The following is a 24,639-nucleotide window of genomic DNA, read 5'->3' on the forward strand; positions in this document are numbered from 1 at the left end:
GTCATCGGCGGCGGCTGGGCCGCGCGCTTCCTGCTGAACGGCTGGGACGTGGCCCTGTTCGACCCGGACCCGCAAGCCCCCCGCAAGATAGAAGAGGTGCTGGCAAATGCCCGCGCCTCGCTTCCCGGGCTCTATGACCGGGCTTTGCCGGAAGAGGGCACCCTGACCTTTGCGAGCACCGTGGCAGAGGCGGTTACCGGCGCCGACTGGGTGCAGGGAAACGGGGCTGAGCGGCTTGGGCTGGAGCATTTCGTCTTTGCCCAGATCATGGGCGCCCCGCCGGGGGGCGGGTTTATCGCCCCCCCGACCCCGGGTATCAAGGCCTCTGACCTGGCGGCCAAAGGTGCGCCGGTCGTAGTGGTCCACCCCTTCAACCCGGTCTACCTGCTGCCCCTGGCAGAGCTGTCGGGTCCGGAAGAGCTGCGCACCCGTGCTGAAGAAGTGGTGCGCTCCATCGGTATGTTCCCCCTGCACCTGAAGACGGAAATCGACGCCTTCATCGGCAACCGCTTTCAGGAGGCCGTCTGGCGCGAGGCGCTCTGGATGCTGAAGGACGGGATCGCCACCACGGAAGAGATCGACGATGCGATCCGCATGTCCTTCGGCCTTCGCTGGGCGCAGATGGGCCTGTTCGAGACTTACCGCATCGCGGGCGGGGAGCAGGGCATGAAGGCCTTCCTGGACCAGTTCGGCCCCACGCTGTCCTGGCCCTGGACCAAGCTCATGGACGTACCAGATCTGGACCAGGCGCTGACCGAGAAGATCGCGGCGCAATCCGATGCCCAGTCAGGCGCACGGTCGATCCGGGAGCTTGAGCGCCTGCGCGACGACAACCTTGTCGGCATTCTGCGCAGCCTGCGCCAATCGGGCAGCGGGGCCGGGCAGGTGATCCTGGATCACGAAGCCGCCCTGCCGCAGGGGGGCGAAAGGGACGGGTTGCCGGTCACCACCCGCCGTGCCGTGCCCGCCACCTGGACCGATTACAATGGCCACATGAACGAGGCCGCCTATCTTGAGCTGGGCACCTGGGCCACCGATGGCTTCATGCAGCGGATCGGCGCGGGGCCGGAGTACATCGCCTCCGGCAAGAGTTTCTTCACCGTGGACACCCGCATCCGCTACCTGGCAGAGGTCCACCGGGGTGCCGTGCTGACAGCTACCACGCAGGTGCTGAAGGGCGAGGGCAAGAAGATGCACCTCTTCCACCGGGTCTGGGATGGCGATACCCTGGCCGCAACCATCGAAACCCTGTTGCTGCACACCGATCTGACCACGCGGCGCAGCTGCCCGCCGGAGCCCGAAGTGGCAAGCGCTCTGGACTCTCTGGCGCGCGCCCATGAAGGTCTTGAGACAAGCGGCAGCGGCACCGCCGTCGGCCAGCGCGGCTAATGACCCAGAAGGAGACAGACATGACCCTGCAAGAAACCCCGTTCTCCGCCGATATGTCAGAGGCAGAGCGCAAGACCCGCGAAGACCTGGCGGCTTGCTATCGCCTCGCGGCGCAACACAAGTTCACCGACCATATCTATACCCACATCACCGCCCGCGTGCCGGGCACTGAGAACCACTTCCTGATCAACCCCTACGGCTGGCGTTGGGAAGAGATCACGGCCTCTTCGCTGGTCAAGATCGACGTGGACGGCAACAAGGTGGACGGCTCGCCCCACCGGGTGAATCCCGCCGGCTTCACCATCCATTCGGCCGTGCACATGCACCGTCATGACGCTGCCTGGATCATGCACACCCACACCCGCGCGGGCGTCGCCGTCTCCTGCATGGAAGAGGGGCTGATGCCGCTCAACCAGATCTCTTTGCAGTTCCACAACCGCATTGCCTACCACGATTTCGAAGGCATCGCGCTGGATCTTGAGGAACGCGAACGCATCGTGGCGGATTTTGGGAGCCACCCGGTGATGATCCTGCGCAACCACGGCCTCATCGCCACGGGCCGCAGCGCCGCAGAGATGTACAACAACATGTTCTACCTGGAGCGCGCCTGCGAGATCCAGGTCGCCGCGACCTCCTCTGGCCGCCCCCTGAAGAAGATCGACGATGCAGTCGCGGACCGCGTGCATGGCCAATACGTCCAGATGCTGGACGACGATGGTGACCTGGAGCTGGAATGGCAGGCGCACCTGCGCTCCATCGCCGACATCGGCTCCGATTACCGCAGCTGATCGCAGCTAGACCCGGCCCTTCACAGCCTGTTCAGCAGGGTGCTCATCGCCTGATGAATACGGCGCAGTCGATCCGTTACGGTTTCCCCGGCGCGCAGAGGGCCGGGGACCTCAAGCCCCAGGGGCAGGTCTGCGGGCAGGGTGCGCAGCAGGCCAGGCAGGTCGATCTGCCCCTCGCCCGGGGCCAGCCGTTCTCCGCGCGCGGCGGCCAGAAGCTCCTCGGTCGTGTAGCTGGCTTGCACCGGCGCATCGCAGAGATGGGCAAAGGGGAGACGGTCCGGCGGGATCGCGGCAAGCTGATCCAGGGTGGACCCCGAGCGGCTGAAATGCAGTGCATCGACCAGCAGGCCGGGCAGGGGCCCCGCCGCCTGCACAACCTGCCAGCAGGTGGCAAGGTCGGGCACAGGCGTCCAGGGGAAGAACTCCAGCACCACGCGCAGGCCCCGGTCAGCCGCGGCCCGGGACAGGGCGGCCAGGTTGGCCGACAGGCGTGACAGGTCCGCATCATAGGGCGCGGCGATGACGGTGCGGGCTGCCAGTTCTGCGCCGGTGTCGAGCACGGGCAGGAGGCTGTTCAGCCGGAAGTCCGGGGTCAGGCGCAGGAATTCCACATCCGAGACCTTCAGCCCCGTGGCCTTCAGCGCGCTGCGCGTGGCGCGCAGATCGGCGGCAGAGGTCAGCGGATAGCCCGGGCTGTCATCGGTCACGCGCAGAAGGCGCAACCCGACGGCATCGAACCCGGCGCTGGCGGCGGCTTCGATCAGGGCGGGGGGCGGCAGGTCTATGGCGCTCAGATGCGCCAGGCTCAGGGTCCGGGTCATTGCAGTCCCTCCGCCGCGTCGCGCCCGGCGATGAAGCCGAAGGTAAGCGCCGGGCCAAGGTTTATGCCCCCCGCAGGGTAATGCCCTCCAAAGACGCTCGCGCTGTCTGTGCCCGCCGCCCAGAGGCCGGGGATCGGGGTACCTGTGCCGTCCAGAACCCGGGCACGACCATCGGTGGTGAGCCCCGCGAAGGTGCCGAAGCTGCCCGGAACAACCTCTACCGCGAAGAAGGGGGGCTTCAGGATCGGGGCCACGCAGGGGTTCGGTCCGTGATCGGGATCGCCCTGCAGCCGCATATAGGGGGTGGTGCCGCGCCCGAAGGCGGGGTCTTCGCCCGTTGCTGCATCGCGGTTCCAGTCGGAGAACGTGCGCTCCAGTCCCGTCGCATCAATCCCGCAGGCCTGTGCCAGGGCGGCGATGGTTCGGCCCGTTTTCAGGGTAGCCGCGTCGCACCCAGGGTCGCCAGGGCAGGGGGCGGGGCCGCACGATGCCCAGCCCGTAGTGGCGCAGGAAGCGGTGATCGCAAATCAGCCAGGAGCGCGCCGGTGCGTCAGGCGGCACGGCACGCAAAAGCGCCTCGACATAGTCATGATAGCCCAGCCCTTCGTTGCAGAAGCGCCGGCCATCGCGGAGCACGGCGATCAGTCCGGGCTTGCCGCGCTCGATGATATGGGGAAAGCCGCCGCTGCGGCCATCTGGCCAGGGTACGTGGGAGACCGGGCAGAGCGCCGCGGGGCTGGCGAGGTCTGTCGTGACGGTTGCGCCCAGGTCCTCGGCCAGGGCCAAGCCATCGCCGGTGGCTTCGGGCACGGCCAGGCTGCGGTGTTCGCCGTCACGTGGGAAAAGCGCCGCGCGGCGGGCGGTGTCATGGGGAAAGCCGCCACAGGCCAGCACCACGCCGACATTGCAGGCCAGCCCTGAGCCATCGCGCAGGCGCAGGCCGGTAACCGGGCCCCCGCCGCCCTGCGGCGCATCGGGCGGCGCGGCGCGTTCCAGCGCGGCAACCTCCACGCCGGTGTGGATCTTCACCCCGCGGGCGCGCGCCGCCTGAAGCAGGCGTGCCACAAGGGCGTTGCCATTGCGGAGCTCCATTCCGCGGCCATGCAGGGCAAGGTCGCGCAGGTGGCGCAGCACACGACGGCACGCATAATAAAGGGCGGGGGCAGAGCGTGTCATGGTCATGAAGGCGCGCAGGTCCGGCCCGGCCTGGATGGTCATGCCAAGGAAGCTGGTTTCGGGCAGGGGTTTGCGCAGAAGGGCGATATCCGCCCCGAGCGCCCGCCCGTCAAACGCCCGCGCGATGACGGAGCGCCCCCCGGTCCCTGCGCCGGGCAGGTCGCCGTAGGTGTCCGGGATGGCACTGCCGGGATCGAAAGCCAGCCCGGCCTCCTGCTCGAGGAAGTCGATCATCGCCGGCGCGCCGGCCAGAAAGGCATCGATGCGCTCAGGATCAAAACGGTTGCCCATCACCGCTTGCAGGTAGAGCCGCGCGTCTTCCGGCCTGTCTTTCACCCCGGCGCGTTTCACCACTGGGTTCCCCGGTGCCCAGATCCAGCCGCCGGACCAGGCGGTGGTGCCGCCCAGCACATCGGCCTTTTCCAGCAAGGTGACCCGCAGACCGCTGGCGGCGGCGGTGACGGCAGCGCTCAGCCCGGCGGCCCCGGACCCGATGACGATCAGATCGATGTTCGACGTGGTCATGGCGGCTCCTCTTCCCTTGGCAAAGAGGTTGTCCGGAAATGAATTAACGTCAATGACACAATCTGCTATCAACGTAACATCAGGTTATCCAAGGAGGGGTCGATGCGCGAACTGACCCTGCGCCAGATCGAGGTCATCCGGGCGGTGATGCTGCGCGGCACGATTGCCGGGGCCGCGGAATTGTTGGGCGTATCTGCGCCCGGGATCTCGAGGCTGGTGAAACACACGGAGGAGTCGCTGGGCCTGCGGCTGTTCGAGCGGCGCGCAGGGCTTTTCGTGCCCTCTGTCGCGGCAAGTCGGGTCTTTGACCAGATCCGCGAGGTCTACAAGGGTGTCGAGAACCTGCAGGACGCGCTGGCCTCGCTTCAGAAGGGCGAGGAAGTGCAGCTTGCCTTCGCCTCTGCCCCCTCTGTTGCGCAGTTCATCGCAGCGCGTGCAATCCGGGCGATCCGGGCGCGCTACCCGGACCTCTACATCGACCTCAACATCCTCAAGATCGAGGAAACGACCGATTACCTGCTGCTGGAGCGCGGAGAATTCGTTCTCATGAGTTCGCCCATCCGCAATCCGGGGATCCAGAGTGAAAAGCTGGTGAACGGCCGCATCATCGCGATCCTGCCAGAGGGGCATCCGCTGGCCGAGCAGGAGGTCGTCTCGGTTCACGATCTGGCCCGGGAGCCGCTGATCGGGGTAGATCCGGTCGACCCCTATGGCAGCACCGTGGCGCGGCCCTTCCGCGAGGCGGGGCTGGACGTGCGCCACTCCATGCGCGGGCGCTTTGCACAGACGGTCGTCAGCCTGGTACGGCACGGGCTGGGCGTGGCGCTGATCGACGAATTCAGCGTGGCCGAGGTCTACATGCCCGGCGTCGTCCGCCGGCCGATCCTGGAAGAAACGGCGATCGACATCTACGCGGTGACCAAGAAGGATCGCGTTCTGTCCAATTTCGCGGAGTTCAGCATCCGCCAGTTTCGCCGCGAGCTGACGGAGGCCGGGCGCACCTGGTTCGACGGCCAGAGCTGAGGATAACATCACGTTATCAATATTACCATTTTGGTATTTGACGTTAACGGCAAGGACCGCTCAGACTGGCGGCATCCGGGTATGGGGAGGACCGTATCCGAAAGTTTGAAGTGGGAGGACACTCATGAAACGTTTTGTTTTCGGTGCTGTTTCGGCAGTGATCGTGTCGGCATCCTGCGCCATGGCGCAGGATTACCCGACCAAGGAAATCCAGGGCATCATCCAATGGGGGGCCAGCGGCTCCACCGATACGGTGATGCGCTCCGTCACGCCCCATGCCGAAGAGGCCCTGGGCGGCACGATCGTCATGCAGAACATGACCGGCGGTGTCGGTGCCATCGCGCTGAACCACGTGGCTGGCCAGAAGGCCGATGGCTACACGCTGCTGATGGGGGCGGAAAACCCGCTGCTCTACAAGGTTATGGGCCTGGGCGACAAGGACTACACCGACTTCATCCCGGTCAACATCCTGGCCCGGGGTACGCCGATCCTGGTGGCGAACCCCGAAGCGCCCTTCGACGATTACGCTGGCATGATGGAATACATTGACGCCAATCCCGGTGAGCTGCGCCTGGGCGCGACCGGCCCGGGTGGCCTGCCCTCTGTCGTCACCGGCATGATCGGCTCCGTTGAAGGCGAGATGGACGTGATCTCTGTCCCCTATGACGGCGACGGCCCGGCGCTGACCGCGCTGCAAGGCGGTGCGATCGACGTGATGCCCGCCGTTCTTGGCGCGGCCATCGAAGGCATCCGTGCCGGCAAGATGAAGCCGCTGGCGATCTTCGACGTTGAGGCGAACCCCAAGCTGCCAGACGTCCCGCCCGTCACCGACTTCAACGAGGGCTACAACACCTACCTGCCCTGGGGCCCCTTCTTCGGCGTTTTCGTCGCCAAGGGCACGCCTGATGACGTGGTTGCCAAGCTGTCCGCGGCCTATGCCGAAGGGGCCAAGAACCCCGACTTCGTGGAGCTGATGGACAATCGCGGCTTTTCCATGATGGGCATTTCCGGCGCCGAGGCCGAGGATTTCCTGGCCAAGTGGCAGCAGGGCACGACCTGGCTTCTGCAGGACGCCGGCCTGACGAAGGCATCGCCGGAAGAGTTCGGCATCGCCCGTCCGGATGCCGACTGATCCCGACCCAGGCTGCGCAGCCATGGCTGCGTGACGATCCCGGCGCCGCGCTTCCGCACCGAAGTGCGGCGCCTTTTTTCCGGCTATCCAGGCAGGCGCCTCGGCGTCGCGCATGACGACAAGAGGGGAGGACCCCATGTCCAGGACCACACCCAGCACCGCGGCCGAGGCCCGGGCCTCTGGCAGGACCAGGATTGAACCTGATCACCACGACGGCACCTCCGATGCGGCCCCCGGCGGCTACGAGGAAGAGCGCCGCCCCGGAGAGCTTGTCTTTGGCGTCCTGCTGCTGCTGGCCAGCCTTGGCCTGCTCTGGAGCGCCTATGGCATTTCCGGGTTCCAGGCCCTGTCCGGCCCTGGCACCGTACCCATGGCCGTGACCCTTGCCATGGTGATTTCTGCCGCGCTTATCGTGCTGCGCACGGCCCGCCTGCCGAAGGTCAGCGGGGAAACCGTGCTGAAGGATATCCTGCCGGTCACCGTGATGATCGTGGCGGCGCTGCTGGTCTGCTACGGCGTGCTGCTGCGGCCCCTGGGCTTCCTGCCCACCTCTGCGCTGTTCCTGATCGTGTCGATCAAGATGCTCTCCGGCCGCGGCTGGGGCTGGACGCTGTTCATCGCTCTGGGCAGCCTGCTGCTGGTCTGGCTGATCTTCCGCATTGTCTTCACCGTGCTCATGCCGGTGGGCGTGGTGCCCGAGGCCGAGCTGATCCAGGTCTTCCGCAACCTGTTCGCGGGAGGTGCCTGATGGATACCCTGCTGGCTTTCCTGACCATCTTCACCCATCCCCAGCTTCTGATGCTGGTGGGTCTTGGCACCTTTGCCGGCGTTTACGTCGGTGCGATCCCGGGGCTGTCGGTCACCATGGCGGTGTCGATCCTGATCTCCTTCACCTTCTCCTGGGATGTTTACCCGGCGATCTCTCTGATGATCGGCATCTACATGGGCGGGGTCTATGGCGGCTCGCGCACGGCGATCCTGCTGAACATCCCCGGCGCGCCCTCTGCTATTGCCACGGCGATGGACGGCTATCCCCTGGCCAAGCGCGGAGAGGCGGGCACCGCCATCGGCGTGACCACGGTGATGTCTTTCCTGGGCGGCTTCGTCGGCATCGGAATCCTGGCGCTGGCTGCGCCGATGGTGGCGGATTTCGCCCTGCGCTTCCAGCCGCGCGATTACATGCTGCTGGCGATCCTGGGCATCCTGCTGGTGGGCTCCCTGTCCCAGGGCAGCCTGGTGAAGGGCATCTTTGCCGGAGCGCTTGGTCTGGCCGTGGGCGCCGTGGGGCGCGATCCGCTGACCTTTACCGAGCGCTTCACCTTCGATCTTTCCATCATGGAGGGCGGGATTTCCTTCATCGCGGTGATGATCGGCATGTTCGGCATTTCCGAGGCGCTGATGCAGCTGCATCACGTCGACAAGGCCGCCGTGCGCCAGAAGATCAGCCGCATCGTGCCATCGTTGTCCACGGTCAGGAAGCACCTTCCGCTCAGCCTTCAGACATCCACCATCGGGGTGATCATCGGCGCGCTTCCGGGCACTGGCGGGGATATCGCGGCCCTGATGGCCTATGACCACGCCAAGCGCGTGACCAAGAACCCCGAGCGCCCCTTCGGCGAAGGCGCGATGGAGGGACTTGTCGCACCGGAGACCGCCAACAACGCCGCTGTTGGTGGGGCCTTCATCCCGATGATGACTCTTGGCATTCCCGGCGACGCGGTGACCGCGATCATGATCGGGGCGCTGTTCATCCACGGGCTGAACCCCGGCCCGATGCTGATGATCGACCAGCCGGATATGTTCTGGTTCATCGTCGGGGCGCTGGTCTGTGCTAATGTCTTCATGCTGATCTTCGGACTCACCGGCATCCGCCTGTTCTCCAAGATCGTCGAGATGCCGCGGGCGGTCCTGATCCCCCTGATCATGCTGCTGTCGATCGTAGGCGCTTATGCGGTCAACAACTCGATCAACGATGTCTACTGGATGCTCGGCTTCGGCTTCTTCGGCTACTTCATGCGCCATTACGGCTATCCGCTGGGTCCGGTGATCCTGGGGGTGATCCTGTCACGGCTGCTGGATGACAACTGGCGGCGCGCGATCATCTCTGAACGCGAGGACCTGGGCCGCTTCTTCATGGGTATCTTCACCAGCCCGCTCTCTCTGGTTCTGTTCTGCGCCGTGATCCTGATCTTCGTCTCCCAGACACCGATCTGGACCCGGGCAAAGCGGCGCCTTCTGGGCCGTTCCGGCAAGGAGGTCGAACAATGACGGATACGCTCAAACTGGGCCTGATCGGGGACAACATCGCCCGGTCGCGCTCGCCCTTGTTGCACCGGCTTGCGGGCAATCAGAACGAGATCGCGGTGACCTATGACCGGCTGGTCCCGCGCGACCTGGACCGGGATTTCGACAGCGTCTTCGCGGATTGCGCCGAAGGGGGCTATCGCGGGATCAACGTGACCTATCCCTACAAGGAGCTGGCCGCGGCCAAGGTTCGAGTGGACGACCTGCTAGTACGCGCCATCGGGGCGGTGAATACCGTCACCTTCGCCCCCGAGGGGCCGCGCGGCTTCAACACCGACTACTCCGGCTTCATGGCGGCCTATCGCGCCGCGCGCGGCGAGGCAGAGACCGGCACGGTGTTGATGATCGGCACTGGCGGGGTCGGGCGGGCCGTGGCCTTCGGGCTGGCCGGGCTGGGCTGTCGCCGGTTGCGACTGGTCGATCGCGACCCGGCCAAGGCCGAGGCTTTGACAGAGGCACTGCATTCGGTGGATGCAGAGATGGATATCTCCATCTGGCTGAACGCGGAGAATGCAGCCGAGGGTGCCTGCGGGCTGATCAACTGCACCCCCGTCGGCATGGTCGGTCACGATGGCACGCCGTTGCCCGCGGCAGCCATGGCCGGGGCCGGCTGGGCCTTTGACGCGGTCTATACGCCGACGGACACGCAGTTCCTGACCGATGCGGCCGCCGCGGGCCTGTCGATCATATCGGGCTGGGAGCTGTTCTACTGGCAGGGCGTCCATGCCTGGCGGCTCTTTTCCGGGCGTGGCCTGGACGAGGCCGCCCTGCGCACGGCGCTTCTGGCGCCGGAAAACGACACCTGACACTGCCCGCCATCGTGAGAACATTCCTGGGAGAAAGCTGATGAAAACCGCCATCGCCACGGTCTCTATCTCTGGCACCCTGACGGAGAAGCTGGAGGCCATCGCCGCCGCCGGGTTCGACGGGATAGAGATCTTCGAACAGGATTTCATCACCGATATCGGGTCGGCCCGCGACGTCGGCAACCGGATCCGGGATCAGGGGCTTGAGATCTCCCTTTTCCAGCCGTTCCGCGATTTCGAAGGTCTGCCGGAGGAGCTGCGCGTCAAGGCCTTTGACCGGGCGGAGCGCAAGTTCGACCTGATGCAGGACCTGGGCGCGGATCTGGTGCTGGTCTGTTCTTCGGTGCATCCAAAGGCGCTTGGCGGGATCGACCGGGCCGCGGATGACCTGCGAGAGCTGGGCGAACGGGCGGCGGCGCGCGGGCTGCGGATCGGCTACGAGGCCCTGGCCTGGGGGCGGCACGTCAACGACCACCGCGACGCCTGGGAGATCGTGCGCCGCGCCGATCACGACAGTGTCGGCATTATCTTGGACAGTTTCCACACGCTGGGCCGCGGCCTGGATCCGGAGTCCATCCGCCGCATTCCCGGCGACAAGATCTTCTTCGTGCAGATGGCCGATGCGCCGAAGATCGACATGGACCTGCTTTACTGGTCCCGCCATTTTCGCAACATGCCAGGAGAGGGCGACCTGCCGGTAACCGACTTCATGCGGGCGGTGCTGGCGGCGGGCTATACCGGGCCCGTCAGCCTTGAGATCTTCAACGACCAGTTCCGGGGCGGCAGCCCGAACACCATCGCGCGGGATGGCTACCGTTCCCTCATGGCGCTGCTGGATGACGTGCGCCGCCAGGAGCCCGATGTTCCCGCCCCCCTGCCGGTCATGCCCGCACGGCAAAGGATCGACGGGACCTCTTTCATCGAGTTTGCCACTCGTGGCGCGGACGGCGACCAGTTGCGCGCCCAGCTGACCGCCCTTGGTTTTGCCCAGACGGGTAAACACATGGCCAAGGCGGTGACCCTCTGGCAGCAGGGCGATATCCGTATCGTCGTGAACGAGGAAGAGGGCGATTTCGCCGGCACCGCCTACAACATGCACGGCACCTCCGTCTGTGATGTCGGGCTGGCCGTCTCCTCTGCCAGCGAGACGCTGGAGCGGGCCAAGGCGCTTGGCGCGCGGGGGTTCACCCAGCAACCGGCGCTTGGGCAGCTGGACATCCCGGCAATCCGCGGGCTGGGGGGTAGCCTGCTGCATGTGCTGGATGACAGTCACGCTTCCGTCTGGACCCGGGAATTCGGCGCAGAGCCGAAGGGGCCGAAAGGTGCCGGTCTGCAAGCGGTGGATCACATTGCGCAGACCTTGACCTATGACGAAATGCTCAGCTGGTCGCTGTTCTACGGCACGCTCTTCGACATGGAGAAATCCCCGATGGTCGACGTGATCGACCCTGACGGGTTGGTGCGCTCCCAGGCGCTGTCGACGCCGGAGGGCCGCTTCCGCATCACGCTGAACGGGGCAGAGACGCACCGCACGCTGGCCGGGGCCTTCCTGGCAGATAGTTTCGGCGCGCCGGTCCAGCACATCGCCTTCACCACCGAAGACATCTTTGCCAGTGCAGAGGCCCTGGCCAGCGCGGGGTTCGATCCGCTGCCGATCCCGGGGAATTACTACGACGACCTAGCCAGCCGCTTCGACATCCCGTCCGAGAAACTGGCGCGTATGAAGACGTTGCAGATCCTGTACGACGCAGAGGACGGACAGGAGTTCTTCCAGAGCTACAGCCGCCCCTTTCAGGGCGGGATCTTCTTCGAAATCGTGCAGCGCGCATCTGGATATCGGGGCTACGGCGCCCCAAACGCACCCTTCCGCATCGCCGCGCAGAAACGCCTGGCCCCGGCCAAGGGAATGCCACGGATCTGAGGGGCGCTCTGCTTCTTGACGGAGCGGACGGGACTTGGAATCGGTACTGTATTCAACAGTTTTGGTAATCGTAGAATACGGCCTGTACTCTACGCTTTCAAAAAGTGTAGGATACAGCCATGGAACGCCATTCCCCCATCGCCCATGCGGCCTATCACGATCTGCTGCGCCTGCTGAAGGATGACGCGGCCAGCGGTCTGCGCGGCACGCCCACATCCTTGACCCGCAACGGGCGGGTCTATTGGTACGACAGCTACCGGATCGGCTCTTCCGTCCAGAAGACCTATATCGGCGAGGACAGCGAAGAGCTGCGCGCGCGGCTAGAGCAGGCCCAAGCCCTGAAGGAGCAGGCCAGCGCCCGCCGGGCCGCCCGCAGCCGGCTGGTGCGGCTGCTCAGAGCAGAAGGGTTCCTGGGGATCGATCAGGGGACCGGCGGCCTGCTGAACGCCCTCGCGCAGGCGGGCACTTTCCGGCTTGGTGGCACCATAGTGGGGACCCATGCCTTCCGCCTCTACGAAGGCGAGCTGGGCCTGCGCTATGCCTTTGACGACACCGCCCAGACCGGGGACATCGACATTGCCTCTTTCGAGCGGCTCTCCCTCGCTCTTGAAGACCGCGCCGATCCCCCGGTGGGCGAGGTGCTGGCCGGATTCCGCTTTGCCCCGATGCCAGCGCTGGACAACCGGCAGGCCTGGCGCTGGACCCAGTCCAAGAGCGGCACGTTGGTCGAATTCCTGACCCCCGCCTTCGGCGAGGAAGGCCTGCGCCCGCTGGCGGCGCTGGATGTGCGTGCCCAGGCGTTGCACTACCTGAACTACCTGATCGCAGAGCCGATCCACGCGGTGGCGCTCTATCGCTCCGGCGTGCTGGTGCAGGTGCCCCGCCCGGAGCGTTTCGCGATCCACAAGCTGATCGTGTCGACCCGACGCCCCGCGGGCGACCGGCTGAAATCGGAAAAGGATCGCCGGCAGGCCGAGGTCCTGTGCCGCGCCCTGGCCGAAGACCGTCCCGACGAACTGGCCGACGCCCTGGAAGAGGCGCGCAGCCGGGGGCCGCAGTGGACACGCCGGCTGGACATGGCTCTGGACCGGATGCCCGCCCTGCGCGCCCTGCTGAAGGGGCTGGAGACCGGATGAGCCCGGAAACCGGCGTTCGATCCGTCTGGTGATGCAAAGACTTGGGGCGCTGCTTTCAGCTGTCGCCGGTAAAGCCGAGCTGGCTTGAGATATCCCCGGCGACAGAGGTCAGCAGGTGGATGTATTCGCCGCGACGCCCCTCGTCGAAGCGGAAGATCGGAAAGGCGATCGAGATCGCGCCGACGGATTTGCCCAGGTGGTTGCGCAGCGGCACGGCCATGCAACGCACCCCGGCTTCGCTTTCCTCGATCTCTTCGGAAAAGCCATTGGACCGGGTCAGGGCGATCTGCTCGCGCAGGGCTTCCGGCGTGGTGATCGTGTTGGGCGCGCGTTTGTCAAAGGTCATCTGGCTTATGCGTTCCTCGACCTCGCTTTCATCGCGGAAGGACAGCAGTGCCTTGCCGAGAGAGGTGGAATGCAACGGGTTGCGCATGCCGATGGTGGACTTCATCGACAGGTTGAACGCCGAGGGGTAACTGTGCACGTAGACGACGCGCTGATCGTGGTCATCCATGATGCCCAGGTTGATCGTTTCCCCGGTGCTGCGCGCCAGCTTGCCCATGCCAGCATCGGCGATGTGCAGCAGGTCGCTTTCCTGTTTCACGGCCCGTGCAGCGACGGAGAACAGCTTCATCGTCAGGCCGTATTTCTCTGTCTCCTCGTCCTGGTGCACATAGCCGAGGTCCACCATGGTCTGCAGCAGCCGATGCGTGGTGCTCTTTGAGGTCATTGCCCGCTGCGCGATGGCCGCAAGGCTGGCTTCCCTGTCTTCGGACAGGGTTTCAAGGACAGAGAACACCTTGAGAACCGAGGCGACATTCTCTGATTTCTGGGGATTCGTTGCCATGCGGACCATTCGCTTATTTATGGAATGCCATTCTGAAAAAATCACGCCGCTGTGTCAAGGAAGTCGGTGGCGTCATGCTAACCAATGGATAATTAACGATTTAATTGGATATTACGTGGCTCTGAAATGACTTGCGAGAGCCATGCCGTTATGATTACATGTTTCGGAACGGCGTTTCACTTTTGAAATGACCCGGGAGACTGGCAAGGGAGGCCCATCGAATGCATCCGCTTCTGCGGCAGAAGGATCACTTCATCACGCGTGACAAGGTTTGCGCGCTGATCGACCGGTTGACCGACAATCTGATCAATATCGAAGACACCACCGGGGAGTTCCTGCTGCGGCTCGAAGATGGCCGCGTGATCGATACAAAGGGCTGGGCAGGCTGGGAATGGACCCATGGCATCGGTCTTTACGGGTTGTTCAAATACGCTCAGCTGACCGGCAACACCAATGCCAGGAAGATCATCCACGACTGGTTCTCGGAGCGCCTGGCAGAGGGCACACCGACCAAGAATATCAACACGGTCGCGCCCTTCCTGACGCTTGCGAACCTTTACGCGGAGAGCCCGGATCCCACCTGGGTCCCCCTGATGGAGACCTGGGCCGACTGGGTGATGCACGAGATGCCAAAGACCCGCGCGGGCGGATTGCAGCACATCGTCTACAATTCGGTCAACGACCAGCAGATGTGGGACGACACGCTGATGATGTCAGTGCTGCCGCTGGCCCGGATCGGGCAGGTGCTGGACCATCCCGAGTACATCGAGGAAGCCAAGTACCAGTTCCTGATCCATTGCCAGTACCTGATGGATACCCAGACCGGCCTGTGGTTTCACGGCTGGACCTTCGATGGCAATCACAACTTTGCCCGTGCGCTCTGGGCGCGGGGCAACTCCTGGATCACCATCGCCATCCCGGAGTTCATCGACATGCTGCGCCTGCCGGAAAGCGATCCGATCCGTCGCCACTTGACCGGCCTGCTGGAACGACAGGCAGAGACGCTGAAGGCCACCCAGGCCGAAAGCGGGCTGTGGCACACGCTGCTCGACGATCCCGACAGCTACGAAGAGGCCTCGGCCACCGCCGGCTTCGCCTACGGTCTACTGAAGGCCACCCGGATGCGGCTGCTGTCCGAAGACTACAAGGATTGTGCCGAACGCGCGGTGAAGGGCGTCGTGGCCAATATCAACGACGAGGGTGAGCTGCTGAACACCAGCTTCGGCACCGCCATGGGAGAAGACCTGGACTACTACCGGCAGATCAAGCTGACCTCGATGCCCTACGGGCAGGCGATGGCGATGTTCTGCCTGTGCGAATACCTGCGCGGCTACATCTGACGGCCGCATTATCGTCAATTTCAGGGAGGATAAGACGATGAACAAGATCATGATGAGCACGGCCGTGCTGGCCCTCATGGCCGGCGCCACCCACGCGGAAACGCTGCGTTTTGCCTATGCCAGCAACGCCACCCCCACCAAGGAAGCCATGGCCAAGTTCGGCGAGCTGGTCGAGGAAAAGACCGGCGGCGACGTGACCGTGGAATACTTCCCCGACAGCCAGCTGGGCGGCGAACGCGAGCTCGTGGAGATGGTGCAGGGCGGCCTGCTGGACATGACCAAGGTCTCCGGCGGGCTGATGGAAAGCTTCTCTTCGGTCTACGGCGTCTTCTCCATGCCCTACCTCTTCGACGACGAGGCGCATTTCTACACCGCCATGGACGATGCAGAGATCATGGGCCCGATCTATTCCGCCACCGAAGGCCAGGGCATGGTCGGCCTGACCTACTACAACTCCGGCGCGCGCAACTTCTATACCTCAGACAGCCCGGTCGAAAGCGTGGCGGACTTGAAGGGTCTGAAGATCCGCGTGATGCAAAGCCCGACCTCCATCGAGATGGTCAAGATGCTGGGCGGCTCCCCCATCGCCATGGGCCAGGGCGAGGTCTACACCTCCATCCAGCAGGGCGTCCTGGACGGGGCTGAGAACAACGAATACGCCGTCACCGTGGCCCGTCACGGCGAAGTGGCAAAGTACTACAGCTACGACATGCACAGCCGCATCCCCGACATCCTGCTGATCTCTACCGCGACGCTTGAGCGCCTGTCCGAAGAGAACCGCAAGGCGGTGATCGAAGCGGCCAAGGAAAGCACCGAATACCACAAGGAGCTCTGGGGCGAGGCGATCGAGGCGGAGAAGGCCAAGGCGCAAGAGGAATTCGGCGTTGAGTTCTTCTATCCCGACGTGGCCGAGTTCCAGGCCGCCGTGCAGCCGATGTACGACGAACTGAAATCCGAGCCCGAGAAATACGCGGTCTACGAGCAGATCCGCACCGTGGCCACGGAGTGATCATGCGCCTGATGCGCCGTATCCTTGACGTGACGGTCGGTGGCCTGTGCTGCCTGCTTCTGGCCGGCATGGTTGCCGTCCTGGCCTGGCAGGTCTTCAGTCGCTACATACTGAACGATCCTTCGACCTTCTCCGAAGAGGCGCTGCGCTTCGGTGTCATCTGGCTGTCCCTGATGGGGGCAGCCTATTCCACCGGGCAGGGCACCCACATGGCCGTGGACCTGCTGCAGGGCGTCCTGAACGGGCGCGCCCTTGTCGCGCAACGCTGCCTGGTGCCGCTGTCCCTTGCCATCTTCGGCATCGGCGTGCTCGTGCTGGGGGGCTGGCACGGCGTGCAGATCGCGCGCGGCCAGACCAGTGCCGTACTGCAGATCCCCATGGGCCTGGTCTATGCCAGCCTGCCCGTGAGCGGCGCGCTGATGGCGCTTTATTCGCTTCTCAACCTGACTGACATCCTGCGCGGCGACCGCGCCCCGGCCGATCCGATGGAACGCGCCGTGATTTCCGGAGACTGACCCATGGCCGGACAAGCAAGCCTCGTGCTGATCGGCATATTCGGCGTTCTGGCCTTCCTGGGCGTGCCGCTGGCAGTCTCCATCGTGGCCGCTGCCCTGGGCGCGGTGATGCTGGTGGCGCCGCTGGACATGGCGCTATTCACCTCGGCCCAGAAGATGATGTCCAGCCTGGACAGCTTCAGCCTGCTGGCGGTGCCCTTCTTCATCCTGTCGGGGGTGATGATGAACTCCGGCGGGATCGCGATCCGGTTGGTGAACTTCGCCAAGCTGATTTCAGGCCGCATTCCCGGCGCCCTGGCCCAGACCAATATCGCCGGCAACATGCTGTTCGGCTCGATCTCGGGCTCTGCCATCGCGGCCTCTACCTCCATCGGTGGGGTGATGGTGCCGATGCAGCGCAAGGAAGGCTACGACAACCGCTTCGCGGCGGCGGTCAACATCGTCTCTGCGCCCACGGGCATGCTGATCCCACCCACGACCGCCTTTATCATCTACTCGCTGGTCTCTGGCGGGACCTCAATCGCGGCGCTGTTCATCGGCGGAGCGGTGGCCGGGGCGCTCTGGGGGATCGGGCTTATGGTGCTGACCGGCTTCATGGCCTGGCGGCGCGGCTACAGGCAACCGGCGGCACCTCCCTTCCAGAGGCCTGGCGCATCACCCGCGAAGCGATCCCCAGCCTGTTCCTGATCGTGCTGGTCATCGGCGGCATCACCATGGGCATCTTCACCGCAGTCGAGGCCTCTGGCATCGCGGTGCTTTACACCATGTTGCTGGCCTTCGTGATCCATCGCACGATGCCCGTCACAGCCATGCCCGGCTTCCTGCTGGAAACCGCCCAGATCACGGGTACGATCATGCTGCTGCTGGCGGCCTCTGCCGCGCTGAGCTTTGCCATGGCCTTTACCGGCATCCCGGCGGCCCTGTCGGCCCTTATCCTGAGCATCAGCGAGAACCCGGCGGTGGTCATGCTGATCATCAACGTGATCCTGCTGGTGGTCGGCTGCTTCATGGATATCGGGCCCGCGATCCTGATCTTCACCCCGATCCTGCTGCCCATCGCCCAGAAGGTCGGTTACGATCCGATCCACTTCGGCATCGTCATGGTCTTCAACCTGGCGATCGGCACCATCACGCCCCCCGTTGGGACAGGCCTGTTCGTGGGTGCCTCCGTCGCAAGGGAAAGGGTCGAACGGATCGTTCCGGTCCTTCTGCCCTTCTACCTTCTGCTCTTCGCCCTGCTGCTGCTGGTCACCTATGTCCCTGCGCTGACATTGACCCTACCGCGTCTGCTGGATCTCTGATCCCGGCTAGCCAGGCGTTGCCAACCCTCCCCCTCCCGAAACCAAGGAGACATTCCATGCTGAACGTCGAAACACGTCACGCCGTCCACCCCGAACATGCTGCCCTGATGGACACCGACGGGCTGCGCAGCGCCTTCATGGGCGAGGGCCTGTTCGTCGAAGGCCAGATCAACCTGATCTATACCCATTACGACCGTTTCGTCCTGGGCGGGGCCGTGCCCGGCAGCGGCAAGCTGGTGCTAGACGTGGTCGAAGAGACCAAGACCCCCAATTTCCTGGACCGCCGCGAGATGGGCATCGTCAACGTCGGTGAAACCGGCACCGTTTCCGCGGGGGGCGAGACCTATTCGATGAACCGCGGCGATGTCCTTTACCTGGGCAAGGGCAGCGGCGCCGTGACCTTCGAAGGGGCCGGTCGGTTCTACATCACCTCCGCCCCCGCGCATGAGGCCAAGCCCAGCAAGCTGATCACCCTGGACGATTGTGTCGAGGTCAAGCTGGGCGCCAGCGAAACCTCGAACAAGCGGACCATCAAGCAGTTCATCCACCCTACCGTGATGGACAGCTGCCAGCTGATCCTGGGCTATACCTCGCTTGAGGACGGGTCCGTCTGGAACACCATGCCCGCCCATATTCACGACCGCCGGATGGAGGCCTACCTATACTGGGGCATGTCCGAAGAGGCGCGCGTGCTGCACCTGATGGGCGAACCCGAAGAGACCCGACACATGTTCATCGCCAACGAGCAGGCGGCAATCTCTCCGCCCTGGTCGATCCACGCGGGCGCGGGTATCGGGGAATATACCTTCATCTGGGCCATGGCGGGCGACAACGTCGATTACACCGACATGGACTTCATCCAGCCCGCGGAGCTGAAGTGATGAGCCTGTTTTCCCTGACGGGCCGCCGGGCGCTGGTTACCGGGGCCAACACCGGTATCGGGCAGGCCATCGCCGTGGCGCTGGCGGGACAGGGCGCCTCTGTTACCTGCGCCGGTCGTCGTAGCTGCGCCGAGACGGTCGCGGAGATTCAGGCCGCTGGCGGTACCGCCGAGGAACTGATCCTGGACCTGGCCGACCCGATGGCGGCAAAGGACCTGTTCGCCGGGGCGGGCTATTCGATCCTGGTCAACAATGCTGGGATCATCCGCCGCAATGACAGCGTCGATTTCACGGAAGAGGACTGGGATGCCGTCGTCGACGTGAACATGAAGGCGCTGTTCTTTACCTGCCAGGCCTTCGGGCGTGAGCTGATCGCGCAGGGGCAGGAGGGTAATATCGTCAACGTCGCTTCGCTGCTGTCCTTCCAGGGCGGGATCCGGGTGCCCAGCTATACGGCCTCCAAGCATGGTGTGTCCGGGATTACCAAGATCCTGTGCAATGAATGGGCCGGCAAGGGCATCACCGTGAACGCCATTGCGCCGGGCTACATCGCAACCAACAACACCGAGGCGCTGCGTGAGGATCCCGAGCGCAGCCGCGCGATCCTGGAGCGCATCCCCGCCGGTCGCTGGGGCAAGCCCGAGGATATCGGCGGCACGGCGGCCTACCTATGTTCGCCCGCAGCCGCCTATGTGAACGGCGCGGTGCTGAACGTCGATGGCGGCTGGATGGCGCGATGAACGCAAAGATCATCTGCCTGGGCGAGGCCATGGGGGAAATCTCTGTCGCGCCCGGCGGGACGTCGGTCAATGTCGGCGGAGATACCTTCAACACGGCCATCTACATGGTGCGCGAGGGGCTGACAGCAGGCTTTGCCAGTGCCATCGGCCCGGATCCCTTCGGGAAGATGATCCGGGACCGATTGGGCGTCGAAGGGGTGGCAGACCTGCTGTTCGAAAGCCCCGAAGAGACCGGGCTTTATGCGATCACCACTGCGCCCGACGGTGAGCGCAGTTTCTACTATTGGCGCGCGCAGGCGGCAGCCCGGGGCCTGCTGCGCCGACATGGCAGCGCGCTGGCCCCGCTTCTCGCAGAAACCGAGGGGATCTACCTGTCCGGCATCACGCTTTGGGTGCTGGAACAGGATGCGGAGGCGCTTCTGGGCCTATTGCGCGGCGCGCGGGCCGGTGGGACCAAGGTGATGTTCGACGGCAATTACCGCCCCCGCCTCTGGGACGGGCAAGAGGATCGCGCAAGGGAGTTGTTCGCCGAGGTGATGGCCCTGTCTGACATGGTGTTCCCTACCTTCGAGGATGAGCAGCTCTTGTGGCAGGACGGTGATCCGCAGGCCGTGATCGACCGCATCTTGGCCTTGGGTCCGCAGCTTGTCGTGCTGAAACAGGGGGCGCAGGGCTGTATCCTCGCCACGCCCGAAGGCCAGAACCACGTGCCAGTGCCCCAGCCGGTCACACCCCTGGACACCACTGCGGCGGGGGACAGTTTCAACGCTGCCTTTCTGGCCGCGCTTTGGTCCGGCGCTTCCGCGCAGGAGGCCGCGCTGGCCGGGCATCGCCTGGCGGGCAAGGTGATCCGCCATCGTGGGGCGCTGATCTGAGCAGACGGACCCGCCTCTGCACTTCCGGATCCGTCAGCACCGGCAGCGGCGCAGGGCCGTCTGCCAGTTGGCCTGCAGTTGCGCCGGGGCCGCCCGATCCATTCCTTCATCACCGACGATGGCATCTCTGACGCCACCGCCAGGGAATTCGCGCTGCGCGGGATCGAGGTCCTGGTCGCCCGCTAGCGATCAGGGGTGCTTTCAGGTGCGCCCAGGTCAAGCCGCGGCGCTGGTTGCCTCGCTGGCAAGCTGGGCGTTCAGCTTGTGGATCTGCACGGCGGCATCGGCGGCTTCCCGACCCTTCTTGACGAAATGAGCGTGATAGAAGCCTTCGTGTTCCGCAGAGGGCTGGAAATGGTGCGGCGTCAGCGAAACGGAGAAGACCGGCACTTCGGTCGCCATCTGCGCATCCATGAGGCCGCTGACCACGGCCTGGGCCACGAAATCATGGCGGTAGATGCCACCATCGACCACCAGCGCAGCGGCGGCGATACCGTCATAGCGCCCGGTGCGCGCCAGCTTCTGGGCCAGCATCGGCATTTCAAAGGCGCCGGGAACGTCGAAGCTGTCGACGGTTGCGCCAGGCAGCAACTCTGCCAGGCGTTCGGTGAAACCGGCATAGGCCTGATCGACGATATCGGCATGCCAGCGCGCCTTGATGAAGGCGAAGGTAGGGGATTTTGTCATGTCTCTGGTCCTTATTCCGAATGACAAGATCCCAGAGCACGTCTGCACGCATGCGCCATCCCCGCAAAAGGGTCGGCGCGTACCTGCATTCTCTTCCATCCGGACTATGACCGTCGGCTCCGGAATTCCACCGGGATCTGCTGACCCGCCACAAGGGACGGCGCTCGCGGGCTATTACCGCCGGTGGGGAATCTCACCCCGCCCTGAGAACGTCCAAAAGCAATATCAGTGGAGTTGCGCAGGTCAAGACAGCAGGATGGGGGCAGGACGCCTTTGACGGCACGGCGTAAAGTCCCTAGGCAGAGGCTGTGACGGAGGGCAGCCGCCCGAAACCCACAGCGTTCAGATGAATTATTCACATAATCTCTATTACCCGGGCGCCGCTACGCCTTGCGGAACTGCCGCCTCTTTCAGCACAAAAACAGGGATACGGAAAAATCCCAATCAAAACCTCAGGATCCATGGTCAGCGCCGCAATCGGCCCTAGATGCAGCCCTGAGCCAACCAAAGCTTGACAATGCAACAGGTTGATCCCGCAATGCACCGGGACGCCAACCTTGGAGAACCACATGCCGCAATCTGCCAGACCCGGAACCCCCAGAACGATATTGATCGTCGCAGGCGCGCTTGGCGGGCTTGCCATCGCGATCTACAATTACGTGACGCCGCTGACCGGGGTGAATGGCACCTATGGCGCGGCATTGGCGATCTTTGGCTGCGCCATGCTGATCCTCGGGGCTTTCGTGGTTCAGCTGACACCGCCGGGTGCACTGCGGGGCAGCTTCCGCTTCCTGATCGGCCTAGGCGCGGTGCTGACCGCGCTGGCGGGATACTTCCTGCATGAATGGTGGCTGATCGTGGCCATGGCGATCACCCTGCTGGGGCTGGCCTTCGATATCGCGCAATCGCGTACGACCCGGAAAGGAGCCCTGGCATGAGCCCCCTGCCCCTCAGGAAATCCGCCCCCCTCACCCTGACCGCCGCGGCCATCGCGCTGTGCTTGCCCCTGGCCACCTGGGCGCAGGACACGAGCACGACCGGAGATGTCGCCGCCCCCGAAGCCACCGAGACCGTGATCCCGGAAGGTACCGGGACAGAGGCCGGCGATACGGCACAGACCGAAAGCGCCGAGACTGAAGCTCCGGCGGCGGAAAGTGCCGACACCGAGGCGAGCGAGACCGAAAGCGCGGACACAGAGATCACGCCCTCTGACGAAGCAGAGACCGATGCGGATACAAGCGCCGATACGGATGCCGCGCCCGAACCCTCTCCTGAAGCCGATACAGCCGAGACCCCGGCGCCCGAGGCCGCAGAGGGTGAGGGAACTGCGGCAGAGACCCCTGCCCCCTCTGACGATGCGGAGGCTGAGGCTGACGACAGCGAGACGGCGCAGGCCGATGCCGAACCCGCTCCGGTGGTCGAGGACAAGGTGCCCGGCGTCGCCGACCCGATCCTGAACATGGCCGGGCGCACGCGCTCCGACATTCCCCTGGTGCCGGGCAGCACCGATTGGGTCAGTTTCCACGGTCAGGAAAACGGCCAGAAGTACTCTCCGCTGGACCAGATCACCGTCGATAACGTGGCCGACCTGGAAAAGGTCTGGGAAGTGCACACCGGCGATGTCTCTGACGGATCGGGTGACCTGGCCGCGACGGTCTGGTCCGCCACGCCGATCTTCGCCAACGACACGCTTTACATCGGCACCCCCTTCTATCGCATCCTGGCGTTGGATCCGGCCAGCGGCGAAGAAAAGTGGAGCTTCGATACCGCCTCTGCCCTGGAACCGCTGACCCAGCCGGCGCTGAAGAACCGGGGCGTGGCCTACTGGGAAAGCCCCGATCCCGTCGCGGGAGAGGCCTGCCAGAAGATCGTCTACATCGGCACCATGGATGCCCAGCTGTTCGCCGTTGACGCGGACACCGGCGCGCCCTGCGAAAACTTTGCCAATAACGGCGTGCTGGACGTGAACCAGTGGAACAAGGTCAATGACCGCTTCCCCTTCTCTGTCCTGCAGCCGCCCACCGTTGCGGGCAACCACCTGGTCCTGGGCTGGGCCGGCAAGGACTGGGCCTATGCCGAAGCTCCTCCCGGCGCGGTCTTCTCTGTCGATCCGCAGACCGGTGAGCTGCAATGGTCCTTCGAGACCCTGCCCGAAGAGATCCGCCGGCAGACCGGCACGGCCAACGTCTGGACGCATATGTCCGTGGACGAGGGTCTGAACATGATCTACCTGCCCGTCGCTTCGCCCTCGCCCAACTACTGGGGCGGCAACCGCACGCAGGAAATCCCCTATGCGACCTCCACCACGGCGCTGGATCTGGATACGGGCGAAGTCGTCTGGTCGCGCCAGTGGGTGCACCATGACATCTGGGATTACGACATCAACTCCGCCCCCACGCTGATGGATATCACCGTCGATGGCGAAGAGGTCCCCGCGCTGATGCAGGCCACCAAGATGGGCTTCCTCTTCGTGGTGAACCGCGAGACCGGTGAAGACGTCTGGCCGATCGAGGAACGCCCGGTGCCCGGCGGCGATGGAACGGTGGACGGCGAATACTACGCCCCCACCCAGCCCTTCCCGACCGTCCCGGCCCCCCTGCTGGACCAGTCCGTGAAACCAGAGGTCTGGAAGATCGCGGATATCGTCGGCATGGGCTCCTGCTCCAAGCTGTTTGACGACCTTTGGTACGAAGGGATGTACACCCCGCCGACGACGAAGGGCGAAGGCGTGCTGACCTATCCCGACAGCGCCGGTGGCGTGCAATGGGGCGGCGTGGCCTTTGACCCGGTGACCCAGACGGCGGTCGTGAACACCTCTCATATCGTGCAGTACATCAAGCTGTTCGACCGCGAGGATTACGAAAAGCAGGCCGGCGGGTCGGGCAATGAAAGCGGCTTCTATCCGCAGGAGGGCGCGCCCTACGGCATGAGCCTGATGACCGCGATGAACTGGCTGGGCATGCCCTGCTGGAAGCCGCCCTACGGTGAACTGGTCGCGCTGGACATGACGACCGGCGACGTGACCTGGCGCAAACCCATCGGCTCTTCGCAGCGCTATGGCTTCTTCATGCCCGAAAGCATGGGCTCTCCTACCATCGGCGGCCCGGCGGTCACTGCAGGCGGGCTGATCTTCATCGGCGCGACCATGGACGCCAAGGCGCGCGCCTATGACATGGCGACCGGCGAAGAGCTGTGGTCAGACCAGCTTGAGGCGCCCGTGGTGGCGAACCCGGCGGTCTACGAGTTCCAGGGCAAGCAATACGTGGCCTTCATCTCCGGCGGGAACTCCATCCTGAAGCCGACCGTGGGGGACCAGGTGGCGGTTTACGCCCTGCCGGACTGAGTGCGGTCTGATTGACCATGCCCCGGGGCGCGCGCTGGTGCGTCCCGGGGCAACAGAAAAGGGGGCTGCGCCTGCGCGCA

The 24,639-nt window shown here is 64.6% G+C and carries 22 protein-coding genes, 1 pseudogene and 1 riboswitch; of the genes and pseudogenes, 18 read left to right on the top strand and 5 right to left on the bottom strand.

The window, feature by feature from the left end:
* A partial coding sequence (locus HCZ97_RS15880; RefSeq protein ID WP_167689884.1) for a carnitine 3-dehydrogenase occupies window positions 1-1,389 on the top strand: 1,389 nt, incomplete at its 5' end.
* Between the two features lie 20 nt (window positions 1,390-1,409).
* Window positions 1,410-2,177: a class II aldolase/adducin family protein gene (locus tag HCZ97_RS15885; RefSeq protein ID WP_167689885.1), complete on the top strand. Its 768-nt coding sequence runs from the start codon at window positions 1,410-1,412 to the stop codon at window positions 2,175-2,177.
* A 20-nt stretch (window positions 2,178-2,197) separates the two neighbouring features.
* On the opposite strand, the gene HCZ97_RS15890 is transcribed toward HCZ97_RS15885, so the two are convergent.
* The 3 genes from HCZ97_RS15890 to HCZ97_RS15895 are packed head-to-tail and all read right to left on the bottom strand — an operon-like array spanning window position 2,198 to window position 4,699.
* Window positions 2,198-2,998, bottom strand: coding sequence for a sugar phosphate isomerase/epimerase (locus HCZ97_RS15890; protein ID WP_167689887.1), 801 nt, complete (start codon window positions 2,996-2,998; stop codon window positions 2,198-2,200).
* Window positions 2,995-3,435 (bottom strand): FAD-binding protein, encoded by a 441-nt coding sequence (locus tag HCZ97_RS20645; RefSeq protein WP_368484384.1) that lies wholly within the window; start codon window positions 3,433-3,435, stop codon window positions 2,995-2,997. The genes HCZ97_RS15890 and HCZ97_RS20645 overlap by 4 nt, the downstream gene beginning before the upstream one ends.
* On the bottom strand, window positions 3,386-4,699 hold the full coding sequence (locus tag HCZ97_RS15895) for an FAD-dependent oxidoreductase (protein WP_254871567.1): 1,314 nt from the start codon (window positions 4,697-4,699) through the stop codon (window positions 3,386-3,388). The genes HCZ97_RS20645 and HCZ97_RS15895 overlap by 50 nt, the downstream gene beginning before the upstream one ends.
* Before the next feature lie 102 nt (window positions 4,700-4,801).
* Here HCZ97_RS15895 and HCZ97_RS15900 point away from each other — a divergent pair, with 102 nt between their 5' ends.
* The 7 genes from HCZ97_RS15900 (at window position 4,802) to HCZ97_RS15930 (ending at window position 13,021) form a co-directional block, all read left to right on the top strand.
* Window positions 4,802-5,722: a LysR family transcriptional regulator gene (locus HCZ97_RS15900; RefSeq protein ID WP_167689889.1), complete on the top strand. Its 921-nt coding sequence runs from the start codon at window positions 4,802-4,804 to the stop codon at window positions 5,720-5,722.
* A 124-nt stretch (window positions 5,723-5,846) separates the two neighbouring features.
* On the top strand, window positions 5,847-6,854 hold the full coding sequence (locus tag HCZ97_RS15905) for a tripartite tricarboxylate transporter substrate binding protein (protein ID WP_167689891.1): 1,008 nt from the start codon (window positions 5,847-5,849) through the stop codon (window positions 6,852-6,854).
* A gap of 136 nt (window positions 6,855-6,990) precedes the next feature.
* Window positions 6,991-7,602: a tripartite tricarboxylate transporter TctB family protein gene (locus HCZ97_RS15910; protein ID WP_167689893.1), complete on the top strand. Its 612-nt coding sequence runs from the start codon at window positions 6,991-6,993 to the stop codon at window positions 7,600-7,602.
* The gene (locus HCZ97_RS15915; RefSeq protein WP_167689895.1) at window positions 7,602-9,122 is read left to right on the top strand and encodes a tripartite tricarboxylate transporter permease; all 1,521 of its coding nucleotides are present in this window, start codon (window positions 7,602-7,604) and stop codon (window positions 9,120-9,122) included. Before HCZ97_RS15910 ends, HCZ97_RS15915 begins: the two co-directional genes overlap by 1 nt.
* Window positions 9,119-9,964: a shikimate dehydrogenase gene (locus HCZ97_RS15920; RefSeq protein WP_167689897.1), complete on the top strand. Its 846-nt coding sequence runs from the start codon at window positions 9,119-9,121 to the stop codon at window positions 9,962-9,964. The genes HCZ97_RS15915 and HCZ97_RS15920 overlap by 4 nt, the downstream gene beginning before the upstream one ends.
* Before the next feature lie 40 nt (window positions 9,965-10,004).
* The gene (locus tag HCZ97_RS15925; protein WP_167689899.1) at window positions 10,005-11,885 is read left to right on the top strand and encodes a bifunctional sugar phosphate isomerase/epimerase/4-hydroxyphenylpyruvate dioxygenase family protein; all 1,881 of its coding nucleotides are present in this window, start codon (window positions 10,005-10,007) and stop codon (window positions 11,883-11,885) included.
* A gap of 119 nt (window positions 11,886-12,004) precedes the next feature.
* Window positions 12,005-13,021 (top strand): GSU2403 family nucleotidyltransferase fold protein, encoded by a 1,017-nt coding sequence (locus tag HCZ97_RS15930; protein ID WP_167689900.1) that lies wholly within the window; start codon window positions 12,005-12,007, stop codon window positions 13,019-13,021.
* Between the two features lie 55 nt (window positions 13,022-13,076).
* Here the strand turns inward: HCZ97_RS15930 and HCZ97_RS15935 are convergent, their stop codons facing one another.
* Complete coding sequence (locus HCZ97_RS15935; RefSeq protein WP_167689902.1) at window positions 13,077-13,868, bottom strand: IclR family transcriptional regulator C-terminal domain-containing protein; 792 nt, start codon at window positions 13,866-13,868, stop codon at window positions 13,077-13,079.
* Between the two features lie 221 nt (window positions 13,869-14,089).
* Between HCZ97_RS15935 and HCZ97_RS15940 the strand changes: the two genes are divergently transcribed.
* The 7 genes and pseudogenes from HCZ97_RS15940 (at window position 14,090) to HCZ97_RS15970 (ending at window position 20,529) form a co-directional block, all read left to right on the top strand.
* Window positions 14,090-15,208, top strand: coding sequence for a glycoside hydrolase family 105 protein (locus HCZ97_RS15940; protein WP_167689904.1), 1,119 nt, complete (start codon window positions 14,090-14,092; stop codon window positions 15,206-15,208).
* A gap of 37 nt (window positions 15,209-15,245) precedes the next feature.
* On the top strand, window positions 15,246-16,217 hold the full coding sequence (locus HCZ97_RS15945) for a TRAP transporter substrate-binding protein (protein WP_167689906.1): 972 nt from the start codon (window positions 15,246-15,248) through the stop codon (window positions 16,215-16,217).
* A 2-nt stretch (window positions 16,218-16,219) separates the two neighbouring features.
* Window positions 16,220-16,732 carry a TRAP transporter small permease gene (locus HCZ97_RS15950; protein ID WP_167689908.1) on the top strand — a complete coding sequence of 171 codons (513 nt, stop codon included), beginning with the start codon at window positions 16,220-16,222 and terminating at the stop codon, window positions 16,730-16,732.
* Between the two features lie 3 nt (window positions 16,733-16,735).
* Window positions 16,736-18,033 (top strand): annotated as a pseudogene (locus tag HCZ97_RS15955) (TRAP transporter large permease).
* A 56-nt stretch (window positions 18,034-18,089) separates the two neighbouring features.
* Window positions 18,090-18,914 carry a 5-dehydro-4-deoxy-D-glucuronate isomerase gene (kduI, locus tag HCZ97_RS15960; RefSeq protein ID WP_167689910.1) on the top strand — a complete coding sequence of 275 codons (825 nt, stop codon included), beginning with the start codon at window positions 18,090-18,092 and terminating at the stop codon, window positions 18,912-18,914.
* Window positions 18,914-19,654 carry a 2-dehydro-3-deoxy-D-gluconate 5-dehydrogenase KduD gene (gene kduD / locus HCZ97_RS15965; protein WP_167689911.1) on the top strand — a complete coding sequence of 247 codons (741 nt, stop codon included), beginning with the start codon at window positions 18,914-18,916 and terminating at the stop codon, window positions 19,652-19,654. The genes kduI and kduD overlap by 1 nt, the downstream gene beginning before the upstream one ends.
* Entirely contained in the window at window positions 19,651-20,529 is an 879-nt protein-coding gene (locus HCZ97_RS15970; RefSeq protein ID WP_167689913.1) for a sugar kinase, read from the top strand. The genes kduD and HCZ97_RS15970 overlap by 4 nt, the downstream gene beginning before the upstream one ends.
* Window positions 20,530-20,745: 216 nt before the next feature.
* Here the strand turns inward: HCZ97_RS15970 and HCZ97_RS15980 are convergent, their stop codons facing one another.
* Window positions 20,746-21,216 carry a 6,7-dimethyl-8-ribityllumazine synthase gene (locus tag HCZ97_RS15980; RefSeq protein WP_167689915.1) on the bottom strand — a complete coding sequence of 157 codons (471 nt, stop codon included), beginning with the start codon at window positions 21,214-21,216 and terminating at the stop codon, window positions 20,746-20,748.
* 83 nt (window positions 21,217-21,299) lie between these two features.
* A riboswitch (FMN riboswitch) is annotated at window positions 21,300-21,431 on the bottom strand.
* Between the two features lie 393 nt (window positions 21,432-21,824).
* On the opposite strand from HCZ97_RS15980, the gene HCZ97_RS15985 reads away from it, so the two are divergent.
* Both HCZ97_RS15985 and HCZ97_RS15990 read left to right on the top strand, forming a co-directional pair.
* Complete coding sequence (locus tag HCZ97_RS15985; protein WP_167689916.1) at window positions 21,825-22,154, top strand: hypothetical protein; 330 nt, start codon at window positions 21,825-21,827, stop codon at window positions 22,152-22,154.
* Entirely contained in the window at window positions 22,151-24,559 is a 2,409-nt protein-coding gene (locus HCZ97_RS15990; RefSeq protein WP_167689918.1) for a pyrroloquinoline quinone-dependent dehydrogenase, read from the top strand. Before HCZ97_RS15985 ends, HCZ97_RS15990 begins: the two co-directional genes overlap by 4 nt.
* The last annotated feature ends 80 nt before the right edge of the window (window positions 24,560-24,639 follow it).

The sequence above is a fragment of the Pseudooceanicola sp. HF7 genome, from assembly GCF_011806405.1.
In the GTDB taxonomy this organism is placed as follows: domain Bacteria; phylum Pseudomonadota; class Alphaproteobacteria; order Rhodobacterales; family Rhodobacteraceae; genus Pseudooceanicola.

Excerpts from the sequence above, each read along its gene's own strand:
- HCZ97_RS15885 (WP_167689885.1), top strand. The coding sequence starts at position 1,410 with ATGACCCTGCAAGAAACCCCGTTCTCCGCCGATATGTCAGAGGCAGAG.
- HCZ97_RS15890 (WP_167689887.1), bottom strand. The coding sequence starts at position 2,998 with ATGACCCGGACCCTGAGCCTGGCGCATCTGAGCGCCATAGACCTGCCG.
- HCZ97_RS15895 (WP_254871567.1), bottom strand. The coding sequence starts at position 4,699 with ATGACCACGTCGAACATCGATCTGATCGTCATCGGGTCCGGGGCCGCC.
- HCZ97_RS15900 (WP_167689889.1), top strand. The coding sequence starts at position 4,802 with ATGCGCGAACTGACCCTGCGCCAGATCGAGGTCATCCGGGCGGTGATG.
- HCZ97_RS15905 (WP_167689891.1), top strand. The coding sequence starts at position 5,847 with ATGAAACGTTTTGTTTTCGGTGCTGTTTCGGCAGTGATCGTGTCGGCA.
- HCZ97_RS15910 (WP_167689893.1), top strand. The coding sequence starts at position 6,991 with ATGTCCAGGACCACACCCAGCACCGCGGCCGAGGCCCGGGCCTCTGGC.
- HCZ97_RS15915 (WP_167689895.1), top strand. The coding sequence starts at position 7,602 with ATGGATACCCTGCTGGCTTTCCTGACCATCTTCACCCATCCCCAGCTT.
- HCZ97_RS15920 (WP_167689897.1), top strand. The coding sequence starts at position 9,119 with ATGACGGATACGCTCAAACTGGGCCTGATCGGGGACAACATCGCCCGG.
- HCZ97_RS15925 (WP_167689899.1), top strand. The coding sequence starts at position 10,005 with ATGAAAACCGCCATCGCCACGGTCTCTATCTCTGGCACCCTGACGGAG.
- HCZ97_RS15930 (WP_167689900.1), top strand. The coding sequence starts at position 12,005 with ATGGAACGCCATTCCCCCATCGCCCATGCGGCCTATCACGATCTGCTG.
- HCZ97_RS15935 (WP_167689902.1), bottom strand. The coding sequence starts at position 13,868 with ATGGCAACGAATCCCCAGAAATCAGAGAATGTCGCCTCGGTTCTCAAG.
- HCZ97_RS15940 (WP_167689904.1), top strand. The coding sequence starts at position 14,090 with ATGCATCCGCTTCTGCGGCAGAAGGATCACTTCATCACGCGTGACAAG.
- HCZ97_RS15945 (WP_167689906.1), top strand. The coding sequence starts at position 15,246 with ATGAACAAGATCATGATGAGCACGGCCGTGCTGGCCCTCATGGCCGGC.
- HCZ97_RS15950 (WP_167689908.1), top strand. The coding sequence starts at position 16,220 with ATGCGCCTGATGCGCCGTATCCTTGACGTGACGGTCGGTGGCCTGTGC.
- kduI (WP_167689910.1), top strand. The coding sequence starts at position 18,090 with ATGCTGAACGTCGAAACACGTCACGCCGTCCACCCCGAACATGCTGCC.
- kduD (WP_167689911.1), top strand. The coding sequence starts at position 18,914 with ATGAGCCTGTTTTCCCTGACGGGCCGCCGGGCGCTGGTTACCGGGGCC.
- HCZ97_RS15970 (WP_167689913.1), top strand. The coding sequence starts at position 19,651 with ATGAACGCAAAGATCATCTGCCTGGGCGAGGCCATGGGGGAAATCTCT.
- HCZ97_RS15980 (WP_167689915.1), bottom strand. The coding sequence starts at position 21,216 with ATGACAAAATCCCCTACCTTCGCCTTCATCAAGGCGCGCTGGCATGCC.
- HCZ97_RS15990 (WP_167689918.1), top strand. The coding sequence starts at position 22,151 with ATGAGCCCCCTGCCCCTCAGGAAATCCGCCCCCCTCACCCTGACCGCC.